At 72.3% G+C, this 18,102-nt stretch carries 14 protein-coding genes; 3 read left to right on the top strand and 11 right to left on the bottom strand.

Annotated elements, in window-relative coordinates; genetic code table 11:
* Window positions 1-13: 13 nt before the first annotated feature.
* Window positions 14-1,459: an FGGY family carbohydrate kinase gene (locus AC5P1B_RS17140; protein WP_493888052.1), complete on the top strand. Its 1,446-nt coding sequence runs from the start codon at window positions 14-16 to the stop codon at window positions 1,457-1,459.
* Here AC5P1B_RS17140 and AC5P1B_RS17135 read toward each other — a convergent pair.
* The 6 genes from AC5P1B_RS17135 to AC5P1B_RS17110 all read right to left on the bottom strand — a co-directional run bounded on the left by AC5P1B_RS17135 (window position 1,456) and on the right by AC5P1B_RS17110 (window position 9,861).
* A complete protein-coding gene (locus tag AC5P1B_RS17135; RefSeq protein WP_493888051.1) occupies window positions 1,456-2,799 on the bottom strand; it encodes an RNA polymerase sigma factor in 1,344 nt (447 codons plus the stop codon). The two genes, AC5P1B_RS17140 and AC5P1B_RS17135, sit on opposite strands and share 4 nt — an antisense overlap.
* 54 nt (window positions 2,800-2,853) lie before the next feature.
* On the bottom strand, window positions 2,854-4,812 hold the full coding sequence (dnaG, locus tag AC5P1B_RS17130) for a DNA primase (protein WP_493888050.1): 1,959 nt from the start codon (window positions 4,810-4,812) through the stop codon (window positions 2,854-2,856).
* 214 nt (window positions 4,813-5,026) lie between these two features.
* Window positions 5,027-5,566, bottom strand: coding sequence for a GNAT family N-acetyltransferase (locus AC5P1B_RS17125; RefSeq protein ID WP_493888049.1), 540 nt, complete (start codon window positions 5,564-5,566; stop codon window positions 5,027-5,029).
* Window positions 5,567-5,652: 86 nt separating this feature from the next.
* Window positions 5,653-6,942: an NAD(P)/FAD-dependent oxidoreductase gene (locus AC5P1B_RS17120; RefSeq protein WP_493888048.1), complete on the bottom strand. Its 1,290-nt coding sequence runs from the start codon at window positions 6,940-6,942 to the stop codon at window positions 5,653-5,655.
* Window positions 6,943-7,234: 292 nt separating this feature from the next.
* Window positions 7,235-8,656 (bottom strand): deoxyguanosinetriphosphate triphosphohydrolase, encoded by a 1,422-nt coding sequence (locus tag AC5P1B_RS17115; protein ID WP_493888047.1) that lies wholly within the window; start codon window positions 8,654-8,656, stop codon window positions 7,235-7,237.
* Window positions 8,653-9,861 (bottom strand): CbiX/SirB N-terminal domain-containing protein, encoded by a 1,209-nt coding sequence (locus AC5P1B_RS17110; RefSeq protein ID WP_493888046.1) that lies wholly within the window; start codon window positions 9,859-9,861, stop codon window positions 8,653-8,655. The genes AC5P1B_RS17115 and AC5P1B_RS17110 overlap by 4 nt, the downstream gene beginning before the upstream one ends.
* A 421-nt stretch (window positions 9,862-10,282) precedes the next feature.
* Between AC5P1B_RS17110 and AC5P1B_RS17105 the strand changes: the two genes are divergently transcribed.
* On the top strand, window positions 10,283-12,685 hold the full coding sequence (locus tag AC5P1B_RS17105; RefSeq protein ID WP_493888045.1) for a molybdopterin oxidoreductase family protein: 2,403 nt from the start codon (window positions 10,283-10,285) through the stop codon (window positions 12,683-12,685).
* Between the two features lie 52 nt (window positions 12,686-12,737).
* On the opposite strand, the gene AC5P1B_RS17100 is transcribed toward AC5P1B_RS17105, so the two are convergent.
* The 3 genes from AC5P1B_RS17100 to AC5P1B_RS17090 form a co-directional block, all read right to left on the bottom strand.
* Window positions 12,738-13,187 (bottom strand): MarR family winged helix-turn-helix transcriptional regulator, encoded by a 450-nt coding sequence (locus AC5P1B_RS17100; protein ID WP_493888044.1) that lies wholly within the window; start codon window positions 13,185-13,187, stop codon window positions 12,738-12,740.
* A 221-nt stretch (window positions 13,188-13,408) separates the two neighbouring features.
* On the bottom strand, window positions 13,409-14,395 hold the full coding sequence (locus AC5P1B_RS17095; RefSeq protein ID WP_493888043.1) for an adenosine deaminase: 987 nt from the start codon (window positions 14,393-14,395) through the stop codon (window positions 13,409-13,411).
* A 594-nt stretch (window positions 14,396-14,989) separates the two neighbouring features.
* Window positions 14,990-15,568: a gamma-glutamylcyclotransferase family protein gene (locus AC5P1B_RS17090; protein ID WP_493888042.1), complete on the bottom strand. Its 579-nt coding sequence runs from the start codon at window positions 15,566-15,568 to the stop codon at window positions 14,990-14,992.
* Between the two features lie 335 nt (window positions 15,569-15,903).
* Between AC5P1B_RS17090 and AC5P1B_RS17085 the strand changes: the two genes are divergently transcribed.
* Window positions 15,904-16,254, top strand: coding sequence for a cupin domain-containing protein (locus tag AC5P1B_RS17085; RefSeq protein ID WP_493888041.1), 351 nt, complete (start codon window positions 15,904-15,906; stop codon window positions 16,252-16,254).
* An 84-nt stretch (window positions 16,255-16,338) separates the two neighbouring features.
* On the opposite strand, the gene AC5P1B_RS17080 is transcribed toward AC5P1B_RS17085, so the two are convergent.
* Together AC5P1B_RS17080 and AC5P1B_RS17075 are read right to left on the bottom strand one after the other, a co-directional pair.
* Complete coding sequence (locus AC5P1B_RS17080) at window positions 16,339-16,764, bottom strand: nuclear transport factor 2 family protein (RefSeq protein ID WP_493888221.1); 426 nt, start codon at window positions 16,762-16,764, stop codon at window positions 16,339-16,341.
* Window positions 16,765-17,034: 270 nt separating this feature from the next.
* Window positions 17,035-17,994 carry an AraC family transcriptional regulator gene (locus AC5P1B_RS17075; protein ID WP_493888040.1) on the bottom strand — a complete coding sequence of 320 codons (960 nt, stop codon included), beginning with the start codon at window positions 17,992-17,994 and terminating at the stop codon, window positions 17,035-17,037.
* Window positions 17,995-18,102: the final 108 nt, after the last annotated feature.

The raw sequence follows: 18,102 nt of genomic DNA, 5'->3' as shown, positions 1-18,102 counted from the left end.
ATTATCGGGACCCATGGGGATAGTCGCCGGGTTGGACAGTTCGTCTGAGAGCACACGCGTCGTCGTCTGCGACACCGACACAGGCGCCGTACTCAAACAGGGATACGCGCCGCATCCCGCGAGCGGGAGCGATGTCGATCCGCAGGCGTGGCTGTTGTCGCTGGGTGAGGCCGCCGAGGGCGGGCTGCTCGAAGGCGTGCAGGCCATCGGTGTCTCGGCGCAGCAGAATGGTTTGCTCGCACTGGACGCGGGCGGCGTGCTCGTACGGCCGGCCCTGGTCGGGAACGACAAGCGCGCCCAGTCGGCGGCCGCCGACCTGGTCGACGCGCTCGGCGGGCGCGCGGCGTGGGCCGAGGCCGTGGGTTCCGTTCCGCAGTCGGCCCAGGCGATAACGAAGCTGCGCTGGCTGGCGCGCACCGAGCCCGAGGCGGCGCGGCGCACCGCCGAGGTGATGCAGCCGCACGACTGGCTGGTGTGGCAGCTGCTGGGGCGGCCCGCGCGCCGCACCACGGACCGGGGGGCCGCGTCCGGCACCGGCTTCTGGTCGGCGGCGACCGCCCAGTACCGCTCCGACCTCGTGGAGCTCGCTCTCGGCCACCCGGTGCGGCTGCCTGAGGTCATCGCCCCCGCCGAGCCCGCCGGGCACACCCCCGAGGGCCTGCTGATATCCGCCGGTACGGGCGAGACCATGGCGGCGGCCTTCGGCCTCGGCGTCTCCATGGGGGACGCGGTGGTCTCCCTGGGCGCCTCGGGTTCGGTCTTCGCCGTCCACCACGAGGCGCTCGCCGACCCCACGGGCACCATCACCTCGTACGCGGACGCCACCGGGATGCACCTGCCGGTGGTGCACACGCTCAACGCGGTACGGGCCCTGCGCGGCACGGCCGACCTGCTGAGCACCGATCTCGAAGGGCTCTCCGAACTGGCCCTGAAGTCCACTCCCGGCTCACACGGCCTGGTGCTGCTCCCCTACCTGGAGGGCGAGCGCACACCCCACCTCCCGCACGCGGCCGGCACACTGTCGGGCCTGCGCCGGGAGAGCATGAAGCCCGAGCACCTGGCGCGGGCGTCCTTCGAGGGCATGCTGTGCGGGCTCGCGGACGCGCTGGACGTACTGCGCGGACGCGGCGTGGAGGTGCGCCGGGTGTTCCTGCTGGGCCCGGCCGCCGGCCTCCCGGCCGTCCAGGCCATCGCGCCCTCACTGCTCGCCGCCCAGGTCGTGGTGCCGGAGCCCGCCGACTACGCGGCGATCGGAGCGGCCCGGCAGGCGGCGTGGGCGCTCGGCGTCGCGCACGGCACGCTGTCGCCGCACAGCCCTCCGGTATGGCCCTCGGCTGCCAGCCAGGTGCTCGACCCGGGCGACGACCTGCCCGTGGGCCAGTCGATACGCCAGCAGTACGGGACGGTCCGCGAGCAGACCCATCCGGACGCGTTCACGTGGAACCCGATGGGGGCCTAGTCCAGATAGCCGCGGAGCTGGTCCGCGAAGGCGTGGTCGCGCAGCTTGTTGAGGGTCTTGGACTCGATCTGGCGGATGCGTTCGCGGGTGACGCCGAAGATCCGGCCGATCTCCTCCAGCGTGCGGGGGCGGCCGTCGGCGAGGCCGTAGCGCAGCTGGACGACCTTGCGTTCGCGTTCGCCGAGGGTGGAGAGCACCGCTTCCAGGTGTTCGCGCAGCAGCAGGAAGGCGGCGGATTCCACGGGCGAGGCGGCGTCGCCGTCCTCGATGAGGTCGCCCAGTGCTACGTCGTCCTCCTCGCCGACCGGTGCGTGCAGTGATACGGGCTCCTGCGCGAGCCGGAGGACCTCGCTGACCCGCTCAGGGGGGAGGCCGAGCTGGTCGGCGACCTCGGCGGGGGTGGGCTCGTAGCCGCGCTCCTGGAGCATGCGGCGCTGGACGCGGACGACGCGGTTGATCAGCTCGACGACGTGGACCGGGACCCGGATCGTGCGGGCCTGGTCGGCGAGGGCGCGGGACATGGCCTGGCGAATCCACCAGGTCGCGTACGTGGAGAACTTGTAGCCGCGCGCGTAGTCGAACTTCTCCACGGCGCGGATCAGTCCGAGGTTTCCCTCTTGGACAAGGTCGAGCATGGTCAGGCCGCGGCCGACGTAGCGTTTGGCCACGGAGACGACCAGGCGCAGGTTGGCCTCGATCAGACGGCGCTTCGCCATCCGGCCGAGGACGACTAACTTGTCCAGGTCCAGGGCGTGTTGGCTGTCGAGATGCGGGGTGTTCGCCAGCTTCTCCTCGGCGAAGAGACCGGCCTCGACGCGGCGGGCCAGCTCCACTTCCTCGGCTGCGGAGAGGAGCGAGATGCGGCCGATCTCCCGCAGATACTGGCGGAAGAGATCGGATGACGGGCCGCTGGTGTCGGGCCGTGGCGGTGCCTCCGGTTCGGCGTCCCGCGCTTGGGCCACCTCGGCGGGCTCCGCGCCGGACTCGGCGGGGTCCTCAGGCCCGGCGGGCTCAGCGGAGCCCGCCTGTTCCGCGGGGTCGACCGGCTCCATGACGCCGGGAACCGGCCTGATGGAGCCGGTCTCCGGATGGCGGGTCGCGAGGCCCTGTGGGGGCACCACGGGCACCGCGTCGGTGAGGGTCTGGGTCTGCACGGGGGCGACCTCCAGGGTGATCGCCGCCGGATCGTGGGCGGCGTTCGGCAGCGGGAGGGTTGCGGCCGTTCCGCCATCCGTCCCGTACGTCATGAGTGGATCTGCGGGGGATTCCGGGCCTACCTGGCCAGCATCGCCGCGCTCCGAAGGCTCAGGCACCGCAATCCAGTGTGGGGCACGACACATGCCCGCCACGAGGGGCGTGCGAGCACTTTCTGAGACCAGTGCGTGACCGGTCGGCTACAGCGCGGCGGCTCCGCGCTCGCGCAGCGACTGGCCGTACTGCTGGAGAACCCACAGCTCGTTCTGTACGGCGGCGACATGAGCCGGGTCGGCCTGCTGGCCGAGGCGCTGGAGGCTGCCGCGGATCTCCGTCACCCGCTGGTTCACCGCGGCGAGACGGACCGCCACCAGCTGAACCCCCGCGTACATCTCGTCGGGGTCGCGGCGGGTGTGCAGCGGCTCCACGGCAAGCTCGGTCACCAGGGCCCGCACCGTGTCGTCGGGCGCGGTCTCCCGCACGCGCGCCAGATACTCCGCATCGGCCGACGCCACGCCCCCGGCCTGCTCGATGACGTTGCGGACCATGGCGTACGGCGGCGCGGTGAACTCGTCCTCACCGTACGCGTCGAACGCCGGGGAGACCAGGTCGGGACGCTGCAAGGCGAGCTTGAGCAGCTCGCGCTCGACGCGGTGGGCGGGGCTGCGCAGGTTGAGCGCCGGGCCACGCGGGGCGGGCGCACCGGCGGGCTGCTGCCGCCCGCCGGGCATGCCGCGCTGGTCCGCGCGGCCGTTCTGACCGGGGCCTGGGCGCCCGGGGCCGCCCTGGCCTCCTGAGCGGCCGGGCGGGCCGCCGCGCTGGCCCCGCTCCCTGTTCCACCGGGCGAGCTGGCCGACCCGGTGGACCACGAACTGCGTGTCGAGGATGCCGAGCATCCCGGCGAGGGTGACGGCGTACTCATGCTGGATCGAGCTGTTCTTGATCCCGGCGACGATCGGGGCGGCGGCCTCCAGCGCGGCGGCGCGCCCCTCGGCCGTGTCGAGGTTGTGGCGGCCCACCACATGCCGGATGGCGAAGGCGAACAGCGGCGTGCGGTTGTCGACGAGCTGCGCCACGGCCTCGTCGCCCTCGGCGAGCCGCAGCTCGCACGGGTCCATGCCGCCGGGGGTGATGGCGATCGACGTCTCGGCGGCGAACTTCTGGTCGTCCTCGAACGCCCGCAGCGCCGCCTTCTGCCCCGCCGCGTCGCCATCGAAGGTGAAGACGACCTCGGAGCCGGAGTTGTCCATCAGCAGCCGGCGGAGGATCTTGATGTGGTCACCGGCGAAGGACGTTCCGCAGGTCGCGATGGCCGTGGTCACCCCGGCGAGATGGCACGCCATGACATCGGTGTAGCCCTCGACGACCACCGCCCGGTTGCTCTTGGCGATGTCCTTCTTCGCGAGGTCGATCCCGTACAGCACATGGGACTTGCGGTACAGCGGGGTCTCGGGCGTGTTCAGGTACTTCGGGCCGTTGTCGTCGTCGCGGAGCTTGCGGGCGCCGAAGCCGATGACCTCGCCGGTGATGTCGCGAATGGGCCACATCAGGCGGCCGCGGAAGCGGTCGATGGGCCCGCGGCGGCCCTCCTGGGCCAGCCCGGAGAGCAGCAGCTCCTGGTCGCTGAAGCCCCGGCCGCGCAGGAAGCGGATCAGGTGGTCCCAGCCCGCCGGGCTGTAGCCGACGCTGAAGTGCGCGGCGGCCGCCTGGTCGAACCCGCGCTCGGCGAGGAACTTGCGGCCGATCTCCGCCTCGGGGCTGTCGAGCTGCTCGACGTAGAACCGCGCGGCCACCTTGTGCGCCTCGACCAGCCGGGTGCGCTCGCCCTGCTGGCGGCCGGGCGTATAGCCGCCTTCCTCGTAGCGCAGGGTGATGCCCGCGAGGGAGGCGAGCCGCTCGATGGTCTCGGCGAAGGAGAGGTGGTCGATCTTCATGATGAAGTCGACGGTGTCGCCACCCTCTTGGCAGCCGAAGCAGTAAAAGAGCCCCTTACTCGGGCTGACCTGGAAGGACGGGGACTTCTCGTCATGGAAGGGGCACAGGCCCTTCAGGTTCCCCCCGCCGCCGTTGCGCAGCTGGAGGTACTCAGAAACGACGGCGTCGATCGGGACCGCGTCCCGGACCGCCTTCACGTCGTCGTCATTGATCCTGCCTGCCACGCGTGAATTCTACGGCCGCCCACCGACACTCCTCGTCACGTGCCGCGTCGCCCTCTCCCTCGCCCCCGGATCACGTCCGGATCGTGTCCCTGACCACGTCCGGATCGCGTTCGGCTCACCTCCGGCGGCCGTCCGGATCATGGCTGGTTCGTCGGCGGCTGGTGTCCTGTGCGTGGGCGGCTCGGGTCCGGGTGACGTCTGGGCGGCCTCAGGCTCACGCCGCGAGCTTGATCACGAAGACGTGGTGGAGGCCGCTGGGTTCAAGGTCGAACTCCTCCCCCACGGCCGTGAAGCCCTGGCGCTCGTAGAAGCCGCGGGCGCTCGTACGACCGTTGCACCAGACCCAGCGCGCCCCGCGCGCCGCCGCCTCGGCGAGGCCCGCGCGCAGCACGGTCACGCCGTATCCCAGCCCGCGCGCGGACGGGGCGCTGGCCATGCCGCGGAACCGGTAGGCCGGGCCCACCCCGGCGTACCCGGCCGCCGCCTCCGGGAGCGGATCGGGGAAGAACGTCGCGCAGGCGAGCGGGCCACCGCCGATGCCGGTGCCCCGCGCCGCGTGCCCGTCGGGTGCCTCGCGCGGGTCGTCCACCTGAGAGTCGTCCCCGTACGCCGCCACGTGGAAGACGCCGGGGTCGCTGTCCTCCGGGTAGACGGCGGCCTCGCGGGGCAGCCCGGGGCGGAGGACCGACCAGCGCAGGTCGAAGATCTCCGCCACCGGGACGACGGCTGTACGGATGGGCATACGGGTCGGCATGCGGACACGCTACGTCAGCGGGACCAGCCGTTTTCGTGTGGGTGACGACCCCGCGCGAGCGGCCGGGCCCCGCCTCGGCGGGGGCCTTACGTGAGCAGAGAGGTCAGGGGGACGGACGGGTCGGCGAGGGCTTCCGGGTCGAGGGGGGCGCCGGAGCGGATCAGCTTCTGGATGGGGTCGGTGACATCCCAGACGTTGACGTTCATCCCGGCGAGCAGCCGCCTCTCGGCGGACAGCCAGAAGGCGATGAACTCGCGCTTGCCGATGTCTCCCCTGCACACGACCTGGTCGTACGTGCCGGGAGGCGCGTAGCCGGAGTACTCCAGGCCGACGTCGTACTGGTCGGAGAAGAAGTACGGCACCCGGTCGTACGTGACGTCCTGGCCGAGCATGGCGCGGGCGGCCGCCGGGCCGCCGTTGAGGGCGTTCGCCCAGTGCTCGACGCGCAGCCGGGAGCCGGACGGCGGTCCGTCCTGGAAGAAGGTGAAGGGGGTGGCGGCCGCGTCGCCCGCGGCGAAGATGTCCGGATCGGAGGTGCGCATCCCGGCGTCCACGGCGATGCCGCCGCTGGAGGGTCCGGTGCTCGGTGCGATCTCCAGACCGGCGGCCTCGGCGAGCGCGGTACGCGGCGCGGCGCCGATCGCGGCGAGCACGTCGTGGGCCGGGTGCTCCTCACCGTCGTCGGTACGGGCCGCCAGCACCATGCCGTCCTGGCCGATGATCTCGGTCAGCTGGGCGCCGAAGTGGAAACGGACGCCGTGCTGCCTGTGCAGGTCGGTGAAGACGGAGCCGAGCTCGGGGCCGACGACGGAGTGGAGCGGGTTGGGCTCGCGCTCGACGACCGTCACCTCGGCGCCGTAACCGCGCGCGGCGGCGGCCACTTCGAGGCCGATCCAGCCCGCCCCCGCGATGACGATGTGACCGTTGTCACGGCCGAGGGAGGCCAGGACGCCGCGCAGCCGCTCGGCGTGCGCGAGGCGCCGCAGGTGGTGGACCCCGGCCAGGTCGGTGCCGGGGACGTCCAGCCGCCGTGGTTCGGCGCCGGTGGCGAGCAGCAGCTGGTCGTAGTGGACGCGGGTGCCGTCGCCGAGGCGAATGGACTTCGCGGCCCGGTCCAGGTGGACGGCGGGCTGGCCGAGGTGGAGTTCGATGTCGGCCTGCGCGTACCAGCCGGGTTCGTGGACGAAGACGCTGTCGCGCTGGTCGGTGCCGGTGAGGAACCCCTTGGACAGGGGCGGGCGTTCATACGGGTGGTCGCGCTCATCACAAATGAGGATCACCCGGCCGGTGAAACCCTCGGCCCGAAGGGTCTCGGCGGCTTTCGCCCCCGCCAGGCCCCCTCCGACGATGACGAACGTCCGATGTGCGTCGACCACTTGTTGCCTCCTCGCTCGCGCCGGTACGCCTGTGTACGCGTACGCCATGGGTACAGCCGAAGTGAATGCCTGGTGTACACCACCCGGTCGTACTAGCCACAGGGAGCGTCCCGCACCGAACGTGTCGCGGGAAGAGGCACTACGCCGGACGGGCCAGCCGAAGCCCGGTCGGCGGGCGGGGAGCGGGCGTTCAGCGTGCGCCCGGCAGGCGGGGCCGAACGTGGCCTCGTACGCGGGAGTGTGTACGGGAGGGAGCGTACGGAACGGCGTGCGGGTGGTGTGTGACGGCGACTCAGATCCGGGCGCTGAGGCGGGCGCGCAGGGAGCGGGCGGACGCGTCCGTCAGGGCCGAGATCTGGTCGACGATCACGCGCAGCCTCGCCGCGTCGTCCTCGGCCGAGGCGAACAGCGACCGGAACTGCGGGTCGAGCCCGTGCGGGGCGCGGGCGATCAGGGCGTCGGCCAGCTCGGCGATGACGACGCGCTGGTCGGCCCGCAGCAGCTCCTGGTCCGGTCTCTGCATCACATACCGGTCGGCGACGGCCTTCAGCACCGCGCATTCCAGCCGCGTACGGTGCGGGACGACCAGCTCGGCGCGGTAGCGGCTGAGCCGCCCCGGGCCGTACCTGGCGCGGGTCGCCTCCTCGGCCGCCTGGCAGAAGCGGCCGATGAGCTGGCTGGTGGCGTCCTTCAGCCGCGCCTGCGCGATGGCGGAGCCGTCATAGCCGTGCGGCCACCAAGCCTGGTCGAGCAGCCGGTCCAGGGCCTCCGCCAGCTCGTCGTGCTCGGCGCCCGGCGCGTACCGGTCGGCCGCGACGGCGAACACCTCACGGCGCTCGGGCTCGGCGAGCAGCATCCCCGGGTCGAGGTGCCCGGCGTGCAGGCCGTCCTCCACGTCGTGCACGGAGTAGGCGACATCGTCGGACCAGTCCATGATCTGGGCTTCGAAACACGTGCGGTCGTCGGGGGCGCCCTGCCGGAACCAGTGGAAGACCGGCAGGTCATCCTCGTACACCCCGCACTTGGGGGACGCCGGGTTACTGGGGTGTCCGCCGCGCGGCCAGGGGTATTTGGTGGCGGCGTCGAGGACGGCACGGGTGAGGTTGAGGCCGACGCTGACGGGCTCGCCGGAGTCGGGTCCGGGCACGAACCGCTTCGGCTCCAGCCGGGAGAGCAGCCGCAGCGACTGGGCGTTGCCCTCGAAGCCGCCGCACGGCTGGGCCACCTCGTCCAGCGCTTGTTCACCGTTGTGCCCGAACGGCGGGTGGCCGAGGTCGTGCGCCAGGCAGGCCACCTCCACCAGATCCGGGTCACAACCGAGGGCGGCGCCCAGCTCTCTGCCGACCTGGGCGCATTCGAGGGAGTGCGTCAATCGCGTACGAGGGCTGGCGTCCCATGCCTGGGCGGTGACGCCCGGCGTGACCACCTGTGTCTTGCCCGCGAGCCTGCGCAGCGCGGCGGAGTGCAGCACCCGCGCCCGGTCCCGCTGGAACGCGGTACGCCCCGGCCGCTTGTCGGGCTCTGACGCCCAGCGCTCCAGATCGCCCGTCGTGTAGCCGGGCACGCTGAGCTCACTGGACGAGGACAGCTCCCCGGACGGGCCGCCGGGGCGGCCGGAACCACCGGGGTCACCAGTCCGGTCCAGGCCCTCGGGACGGGCTGTTTCGTCTGGTCCGCCAGGTTCGCCGGGTGCGGTAGGTGCTGTGCCGTTCATACCCCGACGGTAACCGCCGGGTATGACGAGAGGGTCGGCAGGCCGGACGCCAGCGCCTCGTCGTACCTCCGCAGAACCAGCCGCGCCATGGCGTCCTGGTCACCGAGTGGCGCCGCCGCGATCCACGGCGCGGCAGCGGCGCTCTGGCTCGCGAAGCGCCCGGGCGCGGTGAAGTACGAGGCGATGGCGATCCGCTCGCAGCCGTGCGCGGTAAGGGCCCACAGCGCGTCGGGCACGGAGACGGCAGCGGGCGCGCCCTTCCCCGGCGCCGGGACGGCGGGGCCCGTGGGGACGGAGAGGGTGGCGGGTGACGGTGTGCCCGCGCTGGTGGTCCTTGTGCTGGCGGCGACGGTGCTTGTGCTGGCGGCGCCCGCGCCGGTGCCTGTGCTGGTGGTGCCGGTGCCTGTGCTGGTGGTGCCTGTGCCTGTGCTGGTGGTGCTTGTGCTGGCGGTGCCCGTGCTGGCTGTGGGTTCCGGCGTGGCCGGTTTCGTGGTGCTGCTGGGGGGCGTGCTCGCGTAGCCGGGCAGTACGGGGACGCCGCCGAGCCGGGCACTGAGCATGGCGGCCACCCGGGCCGTGTCCACGGCCGCGTCCGGGTCGCGGGAGCCCGCCGCGGCGAGGACCACGCCCGCCTGGCGCGGGGGGACCTGCGGCCAGCCCGCCGCACACAGCCGGGCGTGCAGCGCGTCGACGAGCAAAGGGTGCGGGCCGAGCGGCGCCGCGACGTGTGTCCGCAGCCAGGGCGCTGCCGCAGCGGCCGCGGGGATGTCCTGCTTGACGTGGTAACCACGGCCGAGGAGCAGCGGCACCAGCACGGCCTCGCCGCGCAGCCCGGCGAGCGTGTCGCTCAGCAGGGGCTCGTTCAGCTCCAGGTGACCGAGGTGCACGGGCAGGTCGGGGCGCAGGGCGCGGACCCGGTCGAGCAGCGCCCTGACGGTGCGCGGCGCTGCCAGGTCACGGCTGCCGTGGGCGACGGCGACCAGCGCGGGCAGCCTGCTCCCCACCGTGTGACGGGCCCGCGTGCGGCGGCGCCCGCCCGGCGGCGGGACGCTGCCCGGCCGCTGGTCAGGGGCCGTCGGCTCGACGCTGGGTGCCCGCCGCTCGTCCGGTGCTCCCGGGGCGGCGTGGGCCACCGCCTCGCGGGCCGTGCCGCGCAGGGTGACGCGGCGGAGCTGGCGGCTGAGTTGTGCGGTGATCTCGTTCATGAGGTGAGCCGTCGTGTCGAAGCCGGCATGCGGGCTGCCGGACCCACCGGGTGCTCCGCACGCTGGGAAGCCGCATGCGGGGAGGGCACACGCGGGGAAGGCAAGGGATGCCTGCGGTGCGTCGGCCGTGCTGGACTCGCCGTCGGGACGGGTGAGCCCTTCGCACTGTTCGTGGGGGGTCGGTGCGCAGGGGGTCGATGCGGGCCGCGCGTGGCGCGGCGGCCGGGGCTGGGGTCCGGGGTTCGGTATCGACGCCGTCATGAACCGATGCTGTCAGCGTCGCGTTGCCTGCCCGTTGCGTGGCGATGACGGCGTATTACGGCTACTTCACCGCAGGCCACGGCGCTCACTGAGCCCCGGTTACCCGGCATGTAACGTGCCCGCGCGTCCTTCGTAACACCGCCGACGCACGCTGAGGCACATGGACGCCGTTGATACGCACTGCCCGTACTGCTCACTGCAATGCGGGATGGCGCTGCGCGTGGCGCCCGGAAGCGGCAGCCGCCTTGGTCCGCAGTCCCGTCCCGGCACCGCCCCTGGCGCGGAATCGCGCCATACCTCCCGCGCCGAAGCAGCCGACACCGCGCGAGCCGCCGAAGCAGCCGAGCCCGCCGGTGGGTCCGCCCCGGTCCTCGAAGTCGTCGAGCGCCCGTCCTTCCCCGTCAATCGCGGGGCGCTGTGCGGCAAGGGACGGACCGCGCCCGCCGTGCTCTCCTCCGCTGTGCGGCTGACCGAGCCGCTGGTACGGGACGCCGAGTCGGGCCGACTGGTGCCCGCGAGCTGGGACGAGGCGCTGGACCGGATCGCCTCCGGGCTCAAGGCGACGCAGCGGACGTACGGCCGTGACGCGGTGGGCGTCTTCGGCGGTGGCGGGCTGACGAACGAGAAGGCGTACGCGCTCGGGAAATTCGCGCGGGTCGCGCTGCGTACCTCGCAGATCGACTACAACGGCCGGTTCTGCATGTCCTCGGCCGCCGCCGCGCTGAACAGGTCCTTCGGCCTCGACCGCGGGCTGCCCTTCCCCCTCGCGGACGTGGCCCGCACCGGATGCGTGATCCTCGTCGGCTCCAACCTCGCCGAGACGATGCCGCCCGCGCTGCGCTATCTGACCGAGCTGCGCGAGAACGGCGGCAAGCTGATCGTCATCGATCCGCGCCGCACCCGTACCGCCGAGCACGCCGACCTCCATCTCACCCCGCGCCCCGGCACCGACCTCGCGCTCGCCCTCGGGCTGCTGCATCTGGTGGTGGCGGAGGGACGGGTGGATGAGGCGTTCATCGAGGGCCGTACGAGCGGCTGGCCCGAGGCGCGGGCCGCGGCGATGGCGCACTGGCCGGAGCTGGTCGAGCGGATCACGGGCGTGCCGGTGCCCCAGTTGCGCGCGGCGGTGGCGATGTTCTGTGACGCGGCCGAGTCGATGGTGCTGACGGCACGCGGTCCCGAGCAGCAGGCGAAGGGCACCGACACGGTCGGCGCGTGGATCAACCTGTGTCTCGCGACAGGCCGGGCGGGCCGCCCGCTGTCCGGATACGGCTGCCTGACGGGCCAGGGCAACGGGCAGGGCGGCCGCGAGCACGGCCAGAAGGCCGACCAGCTGCCCGGCTACCGCAAGCTGGACGACCCGGCGGCGCGGGCCCATGTCGCGGCGGTGTGGGGGGTCGATCCGGATGACCTGCCGGGCCCCGGGCGCAGCGCGTACGAGCTGCTTGACGCGCTTGGCGGCGATGTCCGGGCCCTGCTGCTGATGGGCTCCAACCCGGTGGTCTCCGCTCCGCACGCCTCGCATATCGAGGACCGACTGCGGTCGGTGGACTTCCTCGCCGTCGCCGATGTGGTGCTCTCGGAGACCGCCGCTCTGGCGGATGTGGTGCTGCCGGTCACCCAGTGGGCGGAGGAGAGCGGGACCACGACCAACCTGGAAGGACGGGTGATCCTGCGCCGCAAGGCGGTGTCGGCTCCGCCCGGCGTACGGAGTGACCTGGAGGTCCTTCACGAGCTGGCGGCCCGGCTTGGCCTGGAGAAGGGCTTTCCGGTCGACCCGGAGGAGGTGTTCGACGAGCTGCGGCGCGCCTCCGCGGGCGGGCTCGCCGACTACTCCGGGATCACCTACCGCAGGATCGCCGAGGAGGACGGCGTCTTCTGGCCCTGCCCGGAGACCGGCCCGGAGAGCGAGTCGGAGACCGGACCGGAAAGCTCCGCAAGCGGTCCGGCGGACGGCCCGGCAGGGTCCCCCGAGGACGGCCCGGCGGGCACCGCCGCAGGCGACCCGGCAGGCACTTCGGTGGTCGGCTCAGCAGAGTCGGCCACCGCCCGGCAGGCGGCGGCGGCCCGCCAAGTGACGGCAGTCCCCCACCCCGGCACGCCACGCCTCTTCCTCGACCGGTTCGCCACGGAGGACGGCCGGGCCCGCTTCGTGCCCGTCACCCACCGCCCCGCCGCCGAGGAGACCGACGCCGACTACCCGGTGCTGCTCACGACGGGGCGGGTGCTCGCCCAGTACCAGTCGGGCGCGCAGACCCGCCGCGTCGCCGAGCTGAACACCGCCGCGCCCGGCCCGTTCGTCCAGCTGCATCCACTGCTCGCTGAGCGGCTCGGCGCGGCCGAGGGCGACGCCTTGGCCGTGGTCTCGCGGCGGGGCCGGGCCGTCGCCCCGGCGCGGATCAGCCGTGACATCCGGCCCGACACGGTCTTCATGCCGTTCCACTGGGCCGGTGAGGGCCGCGCCAACTCCCTGACCAATCCGGCGCTTGACCCGACATCCAAGATGCCGGAGTTCAAGGTGTGCGCGGTGCGGGTGGAGCTGGCGGCGTCCGGCGGGAGGTAGCACGCCGCGCCGGTCGCCGGGCGGGACACCGCGCGAGCGTCCGGCGGGCGCGTCAGTGGTGCCACGCCTCTCCACCCGTGTTGTGGATCATCCGCTGGAGCACCTTGAGCGTGGCCAGGTACTCCTCGTCCGGGACACCGCCGTGGATCGCGTCGCGGTTGTCCCGCTGAATCGCGGCGGCGCGCGCGTAGAGGGAACGCCCCTCGGCCGTCAGCTGGAGCCGCTTGTCCTCATCGACGACGAGCAGTTCCCGTTCCAGCAGGTCATCGATCTCCGGGTCGAGGGACATGCCGACGTCCAGGTAGCCCCGGAGGACCGCCGTCACCTCCGCACGGGTCTTGCCGCCCTCCGTCACCTGGTTCAGCGTCCACCACTGCGGCTGGCTGAGGCCGACCGTCCGCAGGCTGGCCCGGATGTACGTGACCACGGCCTTGTGCGCGGCCCAGCTCCAGTAGCCGATGGGCTGGTTGACCAGTTCGGCGTCGCTGTGCGAGTACTCCATCACGCTGTCCTCTTCCCCGGTTCGCCGCGCCCGCGGCCGCCGGGAACCGCCCCTCCGGCTGGCCGGAGGGGCAGCTTCCTGCGCGGCTCGCGACGCGGTCGCTGTCTCTTGGGGACGAACGTAGGAGTTGAACAATGGTTGAAGTCAAGCGGTGAGATCAGGAGTCGACGTCACGAGTGCAGTCAAGGGGTGAGGCCAGGGGTTGAGGTCAGCGGCGGACTTCACGCCTGGTGCGCGTCCACTTCCTTCAGATACCCGGCGCGGGTCTCCTCGTCCAGGAACGCCGCGGTGAACGAGTTGCGAGCGAGCGTGCGCAGCGCCGCGTCATCGAGTCCGAGCGCGTCCCGTACGGCGGTGAAGTTGTCGTGCACATAGCCTCCGAAGTACGCCGGGTCGTCGGAGTTGACCGTCACCAGCAGCCCCGCCTCCAGCATGGCGGGCAGCGGATGGTCCTCCAGCCGCTCGAACACCCGCAGCCGTACGTTGGACAGCGGGCAGAGCGTCAGCGGCACCTGCTCGGCGACCAGCCGAGCCACCAGCGCCTCGTCTTCCAGGCAGCGCACGCCGTGGTCGATCCGGTCCACGCCGAGGACGTCCAGGGCCTCCCACACGTATCCGGGCGGGCCCTCCTCCCCCGCGTGCGCCACACACTTCAGCCCGGCGGCGCGGGCCCGCTCGTAGACCGCGCGGAATTTCGACGGCGGGTTGCCGGCCTCGGCGGAGTCCAGGCCCACGGCCGCGATCCGATGCAGGTGGGGGCGGGCGGCCTCGAACGTCGTGAGCGCCGACTCCGGGCTCTCGTCGCGCAGGAAGCACATGATCAGGCGGGTGGTGATGCCGTACGCCTCGGGCGCCGCGTCCAGGGCGCGCGACAGGCCCTCCACCACCGTGCCGATGGGCACCCCACGGGAGGTGTGGGCCTGCGGGTCGAAGAAGATCTCGGCGTGCCGTACGCCCTGCTCCTTGGCCCGCGCGAGGTAGGCGTGCGCCAGCTCGGCGAAGTCGTCCTCGGTGCGCAGCACCGCCATCAGCGCGTAGTACAGGTTCAGGAACGACTGGAGGTCGTCGAAGGAGTACGCGGCGCGCAGCTCGTCCTCCGACGCGTAGGGCAGCGTGACGCCGTTGCGCTCGGCGAGCGCGAACGCCAGCTCCGGCTCCAGAGTGCCCTCGATGTGGAGGTGGAGTTCTGCTTTGGGGATCGGGCTCACAACGCGTTCACCTGCTGATTTCGCTGATAGGAGTGCTGATCCAGCGTAACGGGGCGATGCCGTCCGGACGGAATCACGGTTCCGTCCGGACGGAACCGTAGGCTCGCCTCAGCAGCGCCCGCAGTGACAGCGGAGGTCACCAGGTCACCATGACTAGTCAGCCACCTGAAGTGAGCGGCCCTCTCATCCCGATGCCCCCGCTCGCCCCCGAGGCGCTTCGCGCCGCGGTCGCCCAGATCGTTCCGAGCCGTCTCCACGAGCTGGATCGGCACCTCGCGAGCGCGGCGACCAGCGCGCAGCGCGCGAGTGGGATCGGCCCGTTGGTGGCTTTCACAGCCCACTGGGAAGCCATCGTCAGCATGGAGCGCCGGCCGGAGCGCGGCTCACTTCCACGCCTGTGAGGAGTTGGCGGCGGACCCCGAGGCGGACCCCGAGGAAGCCCGCCGCGCGGCGAGTGAGGCCGGTCGCATCCTGCGCGCCGCCAGCGAGGAGATCGGTGCGTGATCGGCACGTGCCTGGGCAGACTGAGACGGCATCGCGGGGCTTCTCCCAGGTCCTCCCGGCTTCTCTCCAGTTCTCTCCAGTTCTCTCGCGTCAAGGCGACTGTCCGTGCTCTGAGCTGTGCGAAGACCCTTCTGGCGCGGCCCGGAAACGTAGCCAGTCCCCGCTGTCGATGACGCGGCCCGAGGCTCTGAGCCGGGTCGCGAGCGGGGCGGCGGCAACATAGACCCAGGCGCGGACGGTGCTGCCGTCCGCGCGGAGCGCGTCCCGTACGACGCGCTCGTAGAGGTTGTCGCCACGACCGGGCCGGTACTCCTCCAGCGCGTCGAGTGTGACCGTCACCGCGGCGTACTGCCCAACCGTGGGGTGGATCAGCTCACCGTGGACGGAGGGGCGCTCATGCGCGTCCTCAACCTCGACGGCATAGGGGTACCCGGGTCCCGCGTAGAGAGTGAGGCCCGGCATGTACGCGGGCCGCTCCGCCCGCGTACGGCCGTGCAGCGCCCAGCGGTGGTTGCGCTCGCCGGGGCGCAGCGTCCCGTACACGAAGAAGGGCAGCCGGTCACCCTCGGTGCGGCCGGCCTCGGCGAGCGGCTGGGGCTGCGTCTCCGGCCCGGCCTCTGAGCGGATCGCGGGCCGAGGAGGCTGGGCGGGCCGGGGATCAGTGCTCATCCGTCGCTGCCTCACCGTCGTCTCCTCGCCGACCCACCCAGTATCTGGCGAAACCTGCGGGACTCACGTCGCAGGTGGCCGCTTCACGCTTCGTGTTTCTCCTACGGAATGTCTGGAGAAACGCGGGGAACACGGTAGCCGGGCCCCCGCTCCCCGACCGCGTGCCCGGGGTGACTGGGGGTGACCGGAGCTGCCGGGGCCGGTGACGGGGCCGCCATCAGCCGCCCCCGGTCACCTGCCCGGGCCGGGGCACGGCCTCGTGCGGCCCGGGCTGCGAGGCCCCGGAATACGGTCAGAATGGATAGCTGGAGCACGGCGAAAGGCAGGACGGCCTCATGGACGACCTCACCGCTCTGGCCCGTGAGCACCTGGACAAGGCCAGGACCGACCCCCACGGGCGCAGCACACAGCTCTTTCTGCACGACGGTCCACTGCGGCAGAGCCTCATCGCCCTGGTCTCCGGCACCGTGCTCGACGAACACAACGCGCCCCCCGCGGCGAGCTTGCAGGTGCTGCACGGCCATGTGCGGCTGACCGCGGCCGACGGCTCCGACCAGGATCTGATCGCCGGGCAGGTGCACTCCATCCCGCAGACCCGGCACAGTCTGCTGGCCGTGGAGGACGCGGTGGTCCTGCTGACGGCGGTCACGGCCACACCGGACTGCGAACCGAATCCGCGCAGCTGAAGCCGCATAGCTGAAACCACACAGCTGAAGCCGTCGCGCCGAAGGGACAGAGCCCAAGCCGCAGATCCGGGTCCGGCCGGGGCTCTACGCGCCCGCGGGCGCGCGTTCCCCGTCAGGTGCCCACTGCGCGCAGGCTCGGGTGACGGCATCGGTGTCCCAGTAGAAGGGGTGGACCTCGGCGATCCGCCCGTCCTTGACGACGATGGTCTGGAGGATCGGGAAGATGAGTTCGCGGCCGGTCGCCCGGGCGCGGGCCCGGACCTGGGTGAGGATCACCAGCGTCTCCCCCGTCGCCAGGAACTCCTGCTCCACCATGTCGAAGGTCTCCCACGCCTCGCTCATCGCGAGGAAGAAGCGCGCCATGCCCGCGTGCCCGTGCCATGTTCCGCCGTACGGCAGCGACTCGGCCTGATGCAGCACGACATCGGGCGAGAAGAAGGGCGCGAGCAGGTCGAACGAGGCCCTGCCCGGGCCCCCGGCCGCCAGATACTCGGCCTCGGCCGCGTACATGCCGGTGAGGACGGCCACGGAGGCGGAGCCGGTGGTGGACGGTGCGGAAGGCTCGGAAAGGACGGAAGGGACGGAAGGGACGGATGCCAAGGGCGTCGCGGGTGACGCGGGTGACGCGGGTGACGGAGGCGTTATGGGTGTCGCTGTCATGTGATCAGCGTGGCCGTCGGAGGCGGACAGCGCTGGCGGTCAACGGACATCGAATCCCGCACCGAGTCCCACACCGCATCCCGGCCGCCACCGGCCCAGCCCGCCACCGGCGATGACAAGTCAGCTCGCGCGGCTCGTGACGGGCCTCAGCGCCACGTTCCGGTGTTCGCTCGGGCTGACGCCCCGTATGCGCTTGAACGCCACACTCAGCGCGAAGGCGTTCGCGTACCCCACCCGCCGGGCGACCGAAGCCACCGTCGCGTGCGGTTCGCGCAGCAGCTCAGCGGCCAGCGTCATCCGCCAGCCCGTCAGATACGCCATCGGCGGCTCCCCCACCAGCCGCGTGAAGCGCCGGGCCAGGGCGGCGCGGGAGACGCCGGTCTTGGTGGCGAGGCTGGAGACGGTCCAGCTGTGTGCCGGGTTGTCGTGCAGCAGCCGCAGGGCACGCCCGACGACGGGATCGCTCTGCGCCCGGTACCAGGCAGGTGCCTCAGCTCCGGGGCGGGCGAACCAAGCGCGCAGCGTCGAGATGAGCAGCAGGTCGAGCAGCCGGTCGAGAACGATCTGCTGGCCCGGCGCGTCCCGGACGATCTCCTCGGCGATGACCGGCATCAGCGGGCAGTCCCAGCAGTCCTCGGTGAGGACGAGCAGCGGCGGCAGCGTGGCGAGCAGCCGTTCGCCGACGTCGCTGAGGAGTTGGTACTCACCACTGAGCATCAGGGCCGAGCCGTCCATGCTCTGGCCGTACGTACAGACCCCGAGCGTCATCGACTCGCTGATGTCCTCGCCGCTCGGTGTCGTGCAGTGGTCGGTGCTGTGAATCAGCACATGCGGTGGGGTCCCGGGCTGGTGGGCGATGGTGTACGGCTGCGGTCCGCGCACGATGGCGATGTCGCCGGCGCGCAGCCGCACGGGTGCCGCGCCGTCCAGCTCGATCCATCCCTCGCCCCGCACCATCGTCACCAGGACGAGCGGTGCGCCGCGCAGAAACCGGAGCGACCAGGGGGGAGTCAGGATCGACTGATGGAACACGGCCCCCCGTGCCCGGGCCCCGTCCAGCAGATCGGCTAGCGCGTCCATGGCGTCAGCGTAGACGGACGGAGGCGCCGGTCGCGGCGTCCGCGTAGACGCACGAACATGCGCGAGAGCCTGTCAGCCATGGTCCGGGCCGGGCGGCGAGGCTTGACT

This window comes from Streptomyces sp. A01, assembly GCF_059026195.1.
Note: the sequence above shows the minus strand (reverse complement) of the source record. Positions and strands in the feature narration are given on the sequence as shown.

Bases quoted from the DNA above. Each gene is read 5' to 3' on its own strand.
- AC5P1B_RS17140 (WP_493888052.1), top strand. From the start codon at position 14: ATGGGGATAGTCGCCGGGTTGGACAGTTCGTCTGAGAGCACACGCGTC.
- AC5P1B_RS17135 (WP_493888051.1), bottom strand. From the start codon at position 2,799: ATGTGTCGTGCCCCACACTGGATTGCGGTGCCTGAGCCTTCGGAGCGC.
- AC5P1B_RS17125 (WP_493888049.1), bottom strand. From the start codon at position 5,566: ATGCCGACCCGTATGCCCATCCGTACAGCCGTCGTCCCGGTGGCGGAG.
- AC5P1B_RS17115 (WP_493888047.1), bottom strand. From the start codon at position 8,656: ATGAACGGCACAGCACCTACCGCACCCGGCGAACCTGGCGGACCAGAC.
- AC5P1B_RS17110 (WP_493888046.1), bottom strand. From the start codon at position 9,861: ATGAACGAGATCACCGCACAACTCAGCCGCCAGCTCCGCCGCGTCACC.
- AC5P1B_RS17105 (WP_493888045.1), top strand. From the start codon at position 10,283: ATGGACGCCGTTGATACGCACTGCCCGTACTGCTCACTGCAATGCGGG.
- AC5P1B_RS17100 (WP_493888044.1), bottom strand. From the start codon at position 13,187: ATGGAGTACTCGCACAGCGACGCCGAACTGGTCAACCAGCCCATCGGC.
- AC5P1B_RS17090 (WP_493888042.1), bottom strand. From the start codon at position 15,568: ATGAGCACTGATCCCCGGCCCGCCCAGCCTCCTCGGCCCGCGATCCGC.
- AC5P1B_RS17085 (WP_493888041.1), top strand. From the start codon at position 15,904: ATGGACGACCTCACCGCTCTGGCCCGTGAGCACCTGGACAAGGCCAGG.
- AC5P1B_RS17080 (WP_493888221.1), bottom strand. From the start codon at position 16,764: ATGTACGCGGCCGAGGCCGAGTATCTGGCGGCCGGGGGCCCGGGCAGG.
- AC5P1B_RS17075 (WP_493888040.1), bottom strand. From the start codon at position 17,994: ATGGACGCGCTAGCCGATCTGCTGGACGGGGCCCGGGCACGGGGGGCC.